This is a genomic window from Streptomyces sp. NPDC111656, from assembly GCF_055656965.1.
On the sequence record NZ_JBVKCA010000036.1, the window covers coordinates 3817 to 18297 of the forward strand.

Annotated in this window: 1 protein-coding gene (only partly in view); it reads right to left on the bottom strand. The window is 72.9% G+C overall.

Going from position 1 to position 14481, the window contains the following annotated elements; translation table 11 throughout:
* Positions 1-14481, bottom strand: the 3' portion of a protein-coding gene (locus ACZ7M3_RS49165; protein WP_472072853.1) for a lonely Cys domain-containing protein. Its footprint extends 24765 nt past the window's final position; 14481 of the gene's 39246 nt are visible here — the last part of the coding sequence; its start codon lies off the right edge, out of view; the stop codon is at positions 1-3.

Below are 14481 nucleotides of genomic sequence, written 5' to 3' on the forward strand. Positions count from 1 at the left end.
TCATCGCCCCACTCCCGTGGTCCGGCTGTCGGCGCCGATCGTCAGCCAGACGGTCGGCTGGCTCCCGGCACCGTGGTGCGCGACGCGTCCATCCGGGTAGTGCAGTACCAGGTGTAGGCCGAGCGCCCGCGCCGCTACGGCTGCGTAGACGCCGGGGTGGGCATCCTCGCCCAACGCTTCGGCCTGGTCGAGCAGCAGCCGGAACAACTGGAGCCGGGTGAGCTGGGCGTCCGCGACCCCGAGCGAGCCACCGAGCAGTTCGGCCTCGGCGACACGGCCGGCCGACGCACCGATCGAGGCCAGTTCCTGGGCGGTCACCCGATCCTGAGGCAGCGAGGCGTCCTCGGGCACGTCGTCCTCGGTGAGCAGTCCCTTCAACCAGCGCCGTACGGCCTCCGGGCCCGGGGACACCCCGTCGCTCGGCGCGCCCGGCTCCGGGATCTCGCCGACCGGGGGGAGATCCCGCCGGCGCAGCGCGTCCGCCAGCGCTTCGGCGAACCCTTCTCCGCTTCCGGTCCGCTTGCGCGTACCGTCGTCGCCGACGGAGTCGATCAACGGCTCGGCGGAGCTGCGGCGGCCGGTCTGGGTGATCGGCAGGGAGACCGGGTGGGGGGCACGGGCCGGGGCTGGGGGCTTGGCCGGGACCGCGGCGTTCCAGTCGGCCACGCCCGGGTGCGGCAGCGACGCCGTGGGCTTCATCGTCAGCAAGGACCGCCCCCGCTGGTCCTTGGCGGAGAAGTCCACGTCGGCCGCGGTGAACCACACCGTTCGGCCCAGCCGGTCGGCGAGTTCCTGAGCCAGGTCGGGATCGATCTCCCCCAGTTCCGGGACGGCGAGCACGACATCCACCTTGAGGTCGCGCCACAGCAGCTCCGGGTCGTTGGCGATCAGCTCCATGAACTCCGGGGCGGGCACCACGCGTTCCTTGCCGTCCACGGTCACCGACACCTGGCCCGGCATTCCCGGCAGCACCTGGGCCCGCACCACGTACGGCTCGTCCCGGTCGGCGGCCGACGGCGCCGCCGCGTCCTCGGCGTCCGTCGTGTCCGCCCACGGCGCCGGCTGCTCCTGTCCGGGCAGTCCCACGCTCTTCAGGTTCAGCCGCCCCGGCCGCGGTTCGGGCGACCAGTGGCGACCCGCCGGGCGGGCGTTGTGGCCGGATTCGAGCGTGGCTGCGGTGCCGTGACCCCCGTCCTGCTCCAACGCGTAGGCGGCGAGCACATCCGGGTCGTCGCTGCCCCGGCCGCGGGCGAATGCCTTGATCATCAGCTGCAGCGCCTTGTTGTGCTCCGACCGGCCGACCGTGTTCGGCGCCTGATGCGTGATGCGGGCGTGCAGGACGTCGATGTCCGCCTTCATGCCGGTTTCGAACGTCTTGACGTACGCCCAGAAGATCCGGGCCCGCTCGGCCTCGCCCACCTCGTCCGCGTCGTCCAGGTCCAGATACTCGACGGCTCGCTCGGCCACGCGGTCGACATCCTGGTCGGAACCACTGGCGGAGTCGCCGGCGGAGCCGACTTCGGTTCTCAGGATTCTCAGGGCGAAGTCGACCCCGCGCAGGGACGCCAGGTCGCCCAGCGAGGCCTGCGGGCCCGCGGCGAGCGCCGCCCGGTACAGGGCCTCGTACGCCGCCCGGTCCGGCTCCGTCGTCCCCGCGGGCAGCCGCGCCGCCGCCAGCCGCTGGAGGAGGTCCAGCATGAAGTGGCCCATCCCCTCGGCCTGCGCCGCCCTCCACGTCCGCTCCACCGCGGCGACACCCCGCAGCAGTTCCCGGTAGCGGGGGCTGCTGTCCACCCGGACGTCGTCGTCTACCTCGTTGCCGAGGGTCAGTCTGAGCGCGCGTACCAGGACCAGTGTCCGCTCTAGCACCTCTTCCGGCACCGGGCCCGGACCGTCGTACAGCCCGGCCGCGCGCGCCCGCCGGTCCAGCTCGTCCGTCCCTGGCTCGGGGAAGAACACCGCAAACCCCATCAGGCGCCCCTGGGGATCGGTGAACGCGAGCCTGGTCCAGCTGCCGTCGTCCTCGGGCCAGGTGCCGGAGGTCAGCAGGGAGGCGCGCGTCTTGCGCCCTGCCGCGTTGGCGAAGTGCTGCCCGACGGGGACGTCCCGCAGCGGATCGGCGACGTGGGGACCGGCGAACGAAGTCCCGTGACCGGGGCGCGGGGGCACGGCGCCGTCCGGCGTGGAGCCCGCCACGCAGATCTGCAGGTCGAGCCAGACGTGCCGGGGCCGCCCGGTCAGGCTCTTCAGCCGCCGTACCCAACGGGCCGCCTTGGCTGCCTTCACCACCTTGCTGCCGCCGTCGCGGAGCGCGAAGACGACCGAACCGGCGAAGCCGTGCATGCCCAGGTAGTACGCCTCCGCGTCCGGCTCGGGCAGATCCTCCTCCCCCAGCACCTCCCACGTGCCGGGGTGCAAGTGCTGGAACCGTTTTTTGAGGTCGAGGTGCCGGTACGGCTGGAACCGGCGTGCCTGGTCGGCCTTGTTGTGGCTGATCCGGCCGATCTGCCGGCCTGTGGTGGCGCTGACAACGGCCTTGGTCAGCACGGACGCGAACCAGTCGGGGACGTCGTCGTCGGGGTCGGGCGTCAGGCCGGGCTCGCTCGGCACGAAGTCGCCGGCCGCCTCGTGCTTGCCGTCGATCCGGAGGATCCTGGCCGGTCCGACGCCGCCCGCAGGGACGTACACGCTCCCGGTGGATGACCACACGGTGCGGCCGAGCCGGTCCGCCAGCTTCCGCGGCAACTTCAGGTACTGGCCACCGGCGTACGGCACGGCCAGTACGACCGGCACGTCCTGTGGCAGCGCGGCCAGCTCCGGATCGTGCGCCAACAGCTCCACGAACTCGTCGATGCCCAGGTCCCGGGTGGTGCCGTCCGGCCATGGCACCCGGATCCGGTCGTGGCCGCCCTCGGCCACCACCACGTAGACACCGGCCGTGTGGGGCCACGGGGCCGGGACTGTGCGGCGGATCTGGGCCTTGCCGTCCTCGTGCGTGTCCTCGGTGATCCGCCGGGCGTCCAGCTCGAGGGTGGTGGCACCGCTCCAGTTCAGGCCCGGGACGGGCCGCCCGCCTGAGGTGATGCGCCGGGCACGGTTCGTGTCGAGCGCTCCCTGCTCCTGGATGTGGAACGCGACCAGCGCCGCCACGCTGCCCGCCCGGCCCACCGCGGCCGCGTCGCGGACCAGCCGGTACAGCTGCCGCCGGGCGCCCTCGTCCACGCGGGCGCCCGGGGCCAAGTCGAGCACCCGGCGGGCCACGACGTCCTCCTCCAGCGCGCCACCACCGAGGCTGCGGTCGGTGCGGGCCAGCTCCTCCAGCACCTGCGTGGGCGAGACGACCGCGACCGTCACCCGACCGCCCGCCTCAGCTGGACCGGCCTGACCGCGGTGGACGATGTCGAAGTCGGCCGCTGCCAGCCGCGGCACGCCCTCCGGGAGCGTCCTCTGCAACTCGTCCAGAGCCCGCTCCAGGTACTGGACCAGCGCCTGGCGGGTCAGTGCGGCCCGCTCCTCGCCCAGGGCGAGCGCCGCGTCCCCGTCGGCGGTGTCGCCCCGGCCGGTCACCACGAGCCCCGGCAGCACGGACCCGGAAACGGCCCTCCGGCGCACCAGCCCCGTCTGCGCCAACTGCCGGACCATGTCGAGGAGTACGTCCTCCGCGCCGGCCGCCGGAGTCGATGTCCCCGACTCGCACCCGATCCGGGTCAGTGACACCCCGGCGGCCGGACCGGTCGCCGGACCCGCTGTCGAACCACTCGCTGTCCCGGTCGGCGGACCGGTCGCCGCCGGGTCGCCGTCTCCCGGCCCGGCGTCGCGCAGCAGCTTGCGGCGCGCCGCGGCCGAAGGCTTCCGGTGGGGGCCGGCGTCGGTGAGCCGGGCCACGGCTCGGCGGGCGCGCGCCCGGACGGTCTCGAGTGCCGTGGGCGCGGCCGGGGACCCGATCTCGATCGTGGCCTGCCTGCGCAGCGCGTCATGGTCGCCGACCGCAGCCGCTCCCGTCGCGCCGATGTCCCGCCCCCCGCTGCGGGACTCGATGACGAAGTCGTCGGCCGTCAACCGGTCCGCCCCGGCCGGCAGGTCCTCCTGCAGCACGCCCAGCGTCAGGGTCAGATAGCGGCGGAACATCGCGGCCACCGCTGCCGCCCGCTGCTCACCGGTCTCCCGGGCGCGGGCCGGATCACGTCGCGAGCCGTTGCCGTAGCCGGTCACCACGATCGGGGGCGGCGCCTGACGGGGGGACCGGCGCAGGCCCGCCTCGGCCACCTGCCGGGCCAGCAGCCCGACGGCGAGTTCGGCCTCGTGCGACAGGGTCTTGCTGCCGCGCTCGAAGCCCACCCGGCTCAGCGGCGGAAGCGCGGCGGCCGGCTCGGCGTCGCCGTCCACGGACGCGACGGGCCGCACGGGCACCGACGGCGGGGCGGGGGCCGGGACGTCCGAGGACGGGACGTCTGAAGGCGAGAGGTCCGAAGGCGGCGCCGCGAATCGCGGGTCGTACGACATCAGCTCGACGACCTCTTCGACATCGAGGTCCCGGAAGGTGCCGTCCGCCCAGGACACGCGGATGCGGCCGTCCTCGCCCTCGGCCGTGAACGTCTCGGGGCGTTCCGCGTCTAGCAGGCTCTCGCGTAGGGCGTGGAACGCGGCCAGCGCGACCACGCTGCCCGCCCGGTCGGCCGCGTCGGCGTCCCGTACCAGTTCACTCAGCTCCGCAAGGACGGAGTCGTCGACCGGGACCGCGTCCGGCAGGTGCAGCACCCGCCGGGCCACGGCCTCCGCGGACGCGTTCTCGCCCAGGCCGCCGGAGTGGGCGCGCACCGCCCGCTCCAGCACCAGCGCCGGATCGGTCGCCGCCGACCGGTCCGCACCGGCGACGGCGCTCATGGCGGGAGCCACGGGGATCGGCGGCCGGGCGTACTCAGGTGCCGCCGGGTTCACGGGCCTGGCGGACTGCCAGTGCGCCGCCGAGGGATGCGGCAGCTGGGGGGTGGGGCGCAGGGTGAGGATCGGCCTGCCCAACAGGTCCCGTCCGGACGTGTCCACGTCGGCCGCGGTGAACCAGACGGTGCGACCCAGCCGCTGGGCGACGAGCTGCACCGCCTGGGCGGGGAAGCCTCGGCCCAGGCGGGGGACGGCCAGTACGACGTCCGTGGTCAGGTCGCGGTCCATAAGCTCGGGGTCGTGGGCCAGGAGTTCCATGAACTCCTGGGGGCCGACCGTGTGGGTCCTGCCGCCCAGGGTCACCGACAGCATCCCGGGCTGCCCGGCCGCGAGGGTCGCCCGCACCACATAGGGGGACGGCTTGTCCTTGCCCAGCTTGTCCTTGCCCACCCAGGGGGCCTCGGCCCGCCTGTTGCCGGGCAGACCGATGTGCGTGGTCGCCAGACGGTCGGGCCGCTGTCCGGGCGCGTAGTCGCGGCCGACCGGGCGATGGGCGTGGGCGTTCGTCAGTTCGGTGGCGGTCCGGTAGGCGCCGGAATGCTCCAGCCCGAAGGCGGCCAGCACCTGGGGGTCAGCCGCGTCACGGCCGCGGGCGAAGGCGGTGGCGGCCAGCCGAAGCATGCGCTGATGGGCCCCGGCGTTGACCGCGGTAGGCGGCACGTGCAGGACCTGGGCGGTCAGCGCGGGCAGTTCGGGGGCCCCGGCGAAGATCTTGGTGGCGTAGGCCTCGTAGGCCTTCACCCACGCCCAGAACACCCGTGACCGCTCGGCGGCCCCCACCTGGTCCGGCCCGGAAAGTGCCAGCATGTCGACGGCCTGCCGGTCCGCCTTGGCGGTGTCGGCGGGGTCGGCCCCACCGAGGAACAAGCCGGCGAACGCCACACCGGGCAGGTTCTGGAACTGGCTGAGCGGGATGCCCGGCCGTGCGTTTCGCGCGGCGTCGTACAGCGCCTCGTACGCCGCCCGGTCGGGCTCCGTCACGCCCTGCGGCAACCGTGCGGCGACCAGCCGGGGCAGCAGGTCCAGCGTGAACAGGCCCAGACCCCGATGTGCCGGGTCGGCCAGCCACATCCGTTCCAGGGCAGCGGCCCCGCGCAGCAGTTCGGCGTAGCGCGGGTTCTGGTCGACGCGGACGTCGTCGTCGATCTCGTTGCCCAGGGTCATCTTCAGGGCCCGCACCAGCACCAGCGTCCGCTCCCGGACGTCCTCCGGCACCGGCCCCGGGCCGTCGTACAGCCCTGCGGCGCGGGCCCGGCGGTCCAGTTCCTCCGGGAGCGGCTCGGGGAAGAACTCCGCGGCCCGCAGTGGACGTCCCTGGACATCGGTGTCCGCGAACCGGCCCCCCATGTCGCCCTTCCCGAACGGACCGTTCGTGGTGTACCAGGCACGGGTCCTGCGCCGCGCCTCGTTGGCAGCGAACTGGCCGAACGGCGGGTCGCGCAGCGGGTCCGCGACGAATGAGCCGTGGAAGAGGTCGTGGTTCCACGGGCGCGGCGGAACGGCGCCGTCCGGTGAAGTGGCGCCGAAACAGACCACCAGGTCGAGCCAGTGGTTCCGGGGCAGTGCCGTCAGGCTCGGGCGCCTCCCCAGCCAGCGCGCGCCCTCGGAGCCGGACACCGGGCGGGCGGTGCCGTCCCGCATCGCGAAGATGACCCCGCCCGGGAAGCCGTGCACGGCCATGTAGTACGCCGGGTCGTTCGCACCCGGCAGATCCTCCAGGACGACCGGGCCGGCGGTGGCCGGGCTCCGGTGGACGAATTCGGATACCTCGTCGAAGCGGCTGAAGCCCTCGATCCGGGTGACCAGGTCGGCCCGGCTGACCGAGATCCGGCCGATCTGCCGGCCGGTCGTCACGCTGACGATCGCCTGCGTCAGCACGTCGTGGTACCAGCCGGGATCGTCGTCAGCGACGGCCGTGCCGGGCTCGCTGGGGAACCAGTCGCCCGACGACTTGTGCTCGCCGGCGGTGTGGAAGATCCGCCACTGCCCGTTCTTCGTCCGTGCAATGCGCACCGCCCCGGTGGCGGCCCACACCGTCCGGCCCAGGCGGTTCGCCAGCTTCCGCGGCAGTTCGGCGTACTGCCCGCCGGCGAACGTCACCGCCAGCACTACCGGGACGCCCGGGGGCAGCGCCGCGAGTTCGGGGTCGTGGGCGATCAGCTCGACGAGTTCGTCGACGTCCAGGTCCCGGGTGGTGCCGTCCGGCCAGGGCAGGCTCATCCCGTCGGGTCCGCCCTCGCCCGCGACCAGGTACGCCCCCTGCTTCTGCCAGCGGGCCGCGCCTTCCGTGGTCGAGGGCAGGACGCCGAGGTCGTGGTGTTCCCGCACCACGATGTCGGGGTCCAGCTCGACCGCCTGGGGACGCCAGTTCAGCCCGGGGACGGGCCTGCCGCCGGAGGTGAACCGCCGGGAGCGGCCGACGTCCAGCACTCCCTGCCGCTGGGCGTGGTAGGCCGCCAGCGCCGCCACGCTGCCCGCCCGGCCGTCGGCGGCGGCGTCCCGGGCCAGGTCGCGCAGCTCGGCCAGGACCGTGTCGTCCACGGCGGCGCTGTCGGCCAGGTGCAGCACCTGCCGGGCCAATGCCTTCGTCGAGGCGTTGCCGCCCAGGGCGCGGTCGGTGCGGGCCAGCTCCCGCAGCAGGTCCTCGGGGTCTGCGGTCGGCGAGCCGTTGCCACGGGTGCCGACCGGCGCCGTGTGCACACGCCGCGCGGGCGCGTCGTCCGTCCCGGGGCCCGGCGCGTCCGGCATGGGGCTGTCGCCGTCGGACATGGCCTGGGGGCCGGGAAGCGGCGCTCCTGCGGTGAAGGTGGCGTAGGTGTGGTCCTCCGGTCCCCCGGCCGCACTGCCCAGGTTCTGCGCCGGCGCGTCCGGGCCGGCCGGACCTGGTGAGCTGTAGGTGGCGGGGCTTTCCGGGAGCGGTTCCCCGGCTGCCGCGTGGTAGGTCGGACCGGTCGGGGACGGGTTCTGCGGGGTCTGCGGGGTCTGGGCACTGCGGGGGTCCAGCAGGCGCCAGGGGAGGCTGGTGGGGGCGGAGTCGTCGAGGACGGCCAGGGACGACGGGTCGGAGGGGTCGGCGCGGTGCCAGGCCAGCGTGCCGTCGGTGTACCACACGGGGCGGCCGAGCCGGTTCATCAGCTTGCCCGGCAGGGCGGGGTTGAGCCGGCCGACGTTCGACATGCCCAGCACCAGCGGGACGCGCAGGTCCTTGCTGAACACGCCGGGGTCACGCGCCACCAGTTCGACGAACTCGTCCTCGGAGATCGTGTAGGCCTGCCCGGTCGGCGGGTTCAGCCAGACCGTGCCGTTGCCCAGGGGCACAGCGGCGATCAGCAGCGGCGGCTTCTGGGGCGCGGGAACGGTCGTCGTGGGCGACAGCCGGATCTTGGTCAGGTCCACCCCTGCGGACAGGACCGGTCCCAGGAAGTTCCGTCCGCCCGCCGTGCCCGTGCCGGAGAGCCCGGTGGGCCTGCTCAGCAGGCCCTGCATCTCGAGATGGGCCGCGGCCAATTCATCGACGCTGTGCGGGTCGGCGCCGGTGGCCAGCGCCAGCGCCACCACGGCGAGCGCGGACTGGCTCGGGCCGGGCTGGGCCAGGTGCAGGACGCGTGCCTCGAAGGCGCCGATGTCGGACTGGCGGGCGTAGACCTCCTCGGTCCTGACCATGGTCCAGAAGAACTTCGAGCGGTGAGTGCTGTCCACGACGGCCGCCGGGTCCAGGTTCAGGACCGTGCGGACGTCGCTGTCCGGGGGCGTGCCCCCCATCTGCTGCGCGACCCATGTCAGGAGCGGCAGGGTCACGAACCCGGACAGGGAGACCGGCTTCGTCCGCCACGTCTGTGCTGCCCGCTCCAGGGTCTCCCGGTACGCCTCCGGCGCCAGGTCGCGCTCGACGGCCCCGAGCCGCGCCTTGCGCTCGGCACGTACGACGTGTTCCAGCAGGTCCATCGTGAAGTGCGGCGCGGCCTGGCTCAGGACCTGGTCGCTGCGGCGCATGGACTCCACAGCGCCGATGTCCCGCAGCAGATCCGGGTATTCGGGGCGGGTGTCCACGTCGTCGCCGAAGACCGTGCGCAGCGCCCGCACCAGGCGCAGCGCCGCCTCCCGGTTGCGTGCCGAGGCCGGTCCCGGCCCGCTGTGCAGGCCGGCCGTGCGGGCGCGCTCGTCCAGTTCCTCGCCCGCCGGCTCCGGCCAGCGGACCCGGGCCCGCCCCGGACGGCCCCGCACATCGGTGTACAGGCCGTGCACGTACCCGGCGTTGTTGGCGAAACTGCGCGTCAGGCCGATCCGGTCGCCGACGGGTTCCACGAGCATTCCGGTGGCGTTGGCCAGGTGCTGGCTCGCGGGGACGTTCTCCAGCGGGTCCAGGACGAACGGGTCGGGGGAGCCCGGCTGGTTCCACACCGCATTGGCGGGCCGGTCGGTGGCCGCGTCGCTAAAGCAGGGACCGAAGAACATCCGCAGTGGACGGCCGCCCTTGCGGACGGCGGCCTTGCTGGCCTCGGTCAGTCTGCGCACGCTGGGCCGTCGGGCCAGGGCCCGCGCGAACGACGGGCTCGGCACCGTGAGTTCGTCGCCGTTGGTCAGCGCCACCGCGACCACGCCCGGGCCGCCGTGACTGTAGTAGAAGTAGTCGGCCTGCGGTACGGGGGCCTCCGCACCGACCTGCTTCCCCGTCGCGGGGTTGACGTCGGTCTTGCCCTGGAAAGAGCGGAGGTTGCGATGGTGCGAGTACCTGCCCTCCAGCTCTGTTTCCCAGAGCGAGAAGGAGGACCGGCCGAGGTGCTGGTGGTCGGGGGTGACGATGGTGCGCGTCGCCCACCGCGCCTCCCAGGGCTCGGGAGTGTCGTCCGGGTCGGCAGCCGGCAGGTCGTCGGGGTAACTGGGGATCCAGTCACCGACCGGGATGGCGGGTTTCCCCTTGTCGATCAAGCCAGGTTTCCCCTTGCCGATCACGGCGGGTTTTCCCCTGCCGATCAGGGTGAGGCGGTTCACCGGTGAGTTCGGCGGCGCGGTGGTGCCCGGTCCGCCCGGCAGGCGTTTCGCCACCAGGATGCCGCTGTACGACCAGACAGTGCGGCCCGTGCGCTGTGCCACCCGCCGGGGCAGGTCGAGTCCCTGGCTTCCGGAGCCGGGCCAGGCCAGCACGATCGGCACGTCGGCGGGGAGCCCCTCCGCCTCCACGGCGAGGTACTCGGCGACCTCCTCGACCCGCATCCAGCGGTTACCGCCGTCCGGCCACGGCACGCGGACACCGTACGGCCCCTCCGGCCCTCCGCCGTCCGCCAGCATGAGCAGCGGCGTGCCCGTCCACGGAGCCGGGCCCAGCGTGCCGGGCCCTATTAGCGGTAGCTGCACGACGCGGGTGGTATCAATGTCGGCGAAGGCCAGCGGGGACCAGTTGCGGCCCGGCCCCACGATGCCGTTCAGAGAGACCGGCCGCGCCACCGCGGCCCCTCCGGCCGTACGGAAGTGATGCGCGCCCAGCGCGGCCAGACTCGTCGCCCGCCCCAGCGCGACGGCATCCCGCACCAGCGCGAACAGTTCAGCACGCACCGCGTCGTCGACCGGGGCCGCCGGAGCCAGATGCAGGATCCGGCGGGCGAGGCTGTCCACGTCCAGCGGCCTGCCCCCCAGCGCGGGATCCCTGCGGCGCAGCGCGTCCAGGGTGCCGAGGGCCACCGTCTCGTCGACCAGGTCCTCGCCCGGCAGAGCCTCGTCCAGGACAACGGGGTCGGGTCCGGTGGGTGCCCCGGCCGGTGACGCGTACACCTGCGGATGCCCAGGTACGGCGGACACCCCGTCCGGAGCCGCGGCCGCGGTCGCGCTGGAAGGCGAGGACGACGTGGTTCCGGGAGGTGCGGAGGACGCGGGCGGGGAGGACATCAGAGCGGGGCCCTGCGTGGCTGGCGACGTGATGGTGCTGGGGTGGGGACGGTCCAGCCATGTCTTGATCCACCCGCCCGGCTTCCCGGTGTCCGCCTCGGGCAGGACGACGATACGCAGCGGGGCGGACGCGGCGCCCGCAGGCGGGGTGGTGGGTACCACCGACAGCGGCCCGTCGTAGGCCAAGCCGTTGCGGCCCGTACGGTCGGAGAACACCTGCGACAACGACACCGCACGCCCCGCGCTACCCGCACCACCCGTGCCGCCCGCACCGGACACCACGAACACCAGCGGCACATCGAGGGGCGTCGCACGCAGCAGCGGGGCCAGGTCCAGCAGCGCCAGGAACTCCTTGTCATGCAGCCGCAGCGCGGGCATCCCGGGCAGGTGCAGAACCACGAAACCGTCGGCGTCGGTATCCGTCCACACCGCCATGACGTTCCCGGTCTCCCCAGGCGCCGTCCACGCCGCACCGAGATATTGGACGGACGTCCCACCGTCCTCCTGGTCCTGCCTGCCGACGATACGCAGGTCCATACCATCGGGCGCCGGCCTGCCGCTCCAGTTGTAGCCCCGGACCGTCCCGCCTTCCCTGAGCAGCTGCGCCGGCCCGAACGCCCCCTTGGACGCAAGGTGGAAAGCGGCCAGCGTGAAGTAGTCCGACGGGTCCAGCCGTGCCGCGATGGCCTGCGCCGTCAGGATCCACAACTCCTGCTTCCTCGCCGGGGTCCACTGCTCAGCCGGAAGCATGTGCAGCACCTTGCGCCCAAGCCGCTCCGTGTACGCCGCGTCCATGCCGCCCATCCGCTGCGCGGCACCGGCCACCGCCCAGAAGACCCGCGTCACCTCCCGCTGGGTCACCGGCCCGTCGCCGGGCTTCCTCAGCACGGTCCGCACCAGAACCGCACCAAACTTCGTCACCTGGTTCAGGGCGTGTTGGATGTATGGATTCGCGATGTCCTCACTCAACCGGGCGTCCGGCTTCTGCTCGAGCCGCTTCGCGGCGAGGTCCAGAACCTTCCGGTAGGCGTCCCGATCCGGCGTCTTACCGCCCACACGCTGCGCGATGAAGGTCCACAGCTCCATCCGGAACGGTGTGAACCGGCTCAGTGCGGGATCGTTGGCACGCTGGATCTCCATGGCGCCGATGCCCTTGAGCAACTGCTGGTGCAGGTCACGGTCCGCCTCCACCTCCGGGCCGAACACCTCGCGCAGCGCCCGCACCAACCGGAAGGTGACCTCCCGGACCTCAGGCGACGCCTCGCCCTCACCGGAATGCAGGCCCGCCTTCACAGCCATCTCGTCCAGCTCGTGCGGCAGCGGCTCGGGCACCGACTTCGCACGACGCCCGGCGACACCACCGGGGGTGTCCAGCAGTACGCGTGCGTCGTAGCCGATTCCGCTGCTCATTGCCGACGCGTCGGTCTCACGTCGGCTCGCGTTGGCCGTGTGCTGGCTGAGGGACACTTCCGCCAGCGGATCGTCCACCGGGGGCGCCGGCCGGTTGTCCAGCTGCGGCAGCCGCGGATTCCCCGGCGAATCCGCCCAGCACACCTCCAGACCTATCCGGTGCCCCTCGGGCAGCTCAGTCACCTCGGGCAGCCCGCCGATGTACCGCCCGCCGTCCTCGGCACTCAGCCACACCGTCTTGCCGCCATGCAGAGTGAGCTGCAGCCCCCCTGGCAGCCCGTGAGCGACGAACGAATACACGGCCGGGTCCGACGACGGCCGCTCCTCCTCACTGACCAGCACCGTCTCGCCACCGGACGGCACGCGATGCATCAGCTTCTTCGCGTGAAGGTACGACCGCAGCTTTCGTTCCCGGTCGCGTACGTCATCCGCCTGCGACATCCGGCCGAACCGCTCATGACGGTCCGACACGAGAGGCCGGGAGTCCACATCACTGTCCCAGAACGTCGTCCCGTCCAGCGCGGTCCACTCACGGTCCACGAACACCGCTGTCTTCGCCGTCGGATGGAACGGCACCCACGCACCAACCGGCTGATCGGACCCATGATCAATCAACGCCGGAACATGCTCACGCTTCTTGTTCCGCACCAGACGCCCATCACCACTGGGCGCCCACACTGTCCGCCCCAGCCGATTCGCGACCGCACGCATGTACTCCAGGTACCGCTCGTTCGCCAGATAGGGCACCACCAGCACCACCGGCACATCCAGCGGCAGCTTCGCCAACTCCGGATCCGCCGCCAGTGCCTCCGCCAACTCCTCGGCACCGAGCACCTGACCGTCACGCAGGCGCACACCCGCCGGGTCGTTCCCGCCCCACACCACGTACGCCGCATCACCCCACGGCGCGGGGGCGGCGGAGTCCGGCACCTCCTTCAACGGCGCACCCGGCCGCTCCTCGAACACCCGCACCCGCCCGAGCCGCAGCTGACGCACCGTTTCGCCCGTCACGTTGCGCCCACGCGGCGCCCCCGACGCATTCGTCATCAACGTCCCGGGCGACAACAGCGGACCGGACGAGGACTCCCCCTCCGCACCGATCTGCAGCGCCCCGATGTCCGGCATCTGTGCCGACGCGGCCGCGCCCGACGGGGCGAAGAGGATCAAGTCTCCCTCGGCGGTGGAGGTCCCGGAGGTGCTCTGCTGCCGAGTGGCCGCGGTCCACTGCCCCGGTATCCGCGTGGCCGGATCCGGGAGGGCAAGGACGTTGAGCGGGCTGGAAGGATCGCCGGTGGTCAGCATCATGGGCGCGCTGTAGCCGAAGGCGGGGCGTCCGGTGCGCTGGGAGAACCGCTTCACGAACTGCGGGCGCAGGGCCCCGGGACCGGTGGTCAGGAACACCACCGGAATGCCGAGGGGGAGTGTACGCAGCGCGGGGTCGAGGTCCAGCAGGGCCAGGAATTCGTCCTCGGTGACCGGAACCGGCCGTCGGCCCGGCAGGTGCGGCACCAGGTTTCCGGCGTGGTCCACGTGGACCACGTTCAGCATCGGTATGGGCTGTCCCGGGCCGACCCAGAGCGGCTGGACGGACTGGGTGGCGGTCCCGCCGGGCCCATATGTCATCTGGCGCACGCTGCCCCAGTTGACCCCGGCAGGCGCGGGAGTTCCGCTCCAGTTGACACCTTGGACGTTCTGCCCGTGCCTCAGCAGAGCGGCCGGGCCGAAGGCGCCGCTCTCCTTCAGGTGATAGGCGGCCAACAGATGGTGGTCGGTGGCGTCCAGTCCCTCCGCGATGGCCTTGGCCGTCAATGCCCAGAGGGTCTCCTGCTGCGACCGGTCCCAAGTGACAGCGGAGTCCAGATGCAGAACGTCGCGGCCCAGCGCCTCCCGGTCCGTCCGCGTCATCGCGCTGAGCATCTGGGCGGCGCGGGCCGTGGCCCAGAGGGTGGACGCCACGTGCCGTGGGGTGACCGTCGCGGGGGCGGGCAGCGACTGGACGTGTCGCGTTACCGCCTCGCCCTTGGAGGAAAGTTCGCTGAGGGTGAGTTGCAGGACCGGTGCCGGCACCGCCTCACTGAGCCGGGCCCCGGGGTCGGCCGCCACCCGGTCCCGGGCGAAGTCGAGCAGGGACAGATACCCGGCCTGGTCCGGGGCCCTCCCACTGTGCTCGCGGACGAAGAAGGCCCACATGTCCATCCGGAACGGCGTGAACTGGTTGATCGCCGGATCGTTCGCCCGCATCCGTTC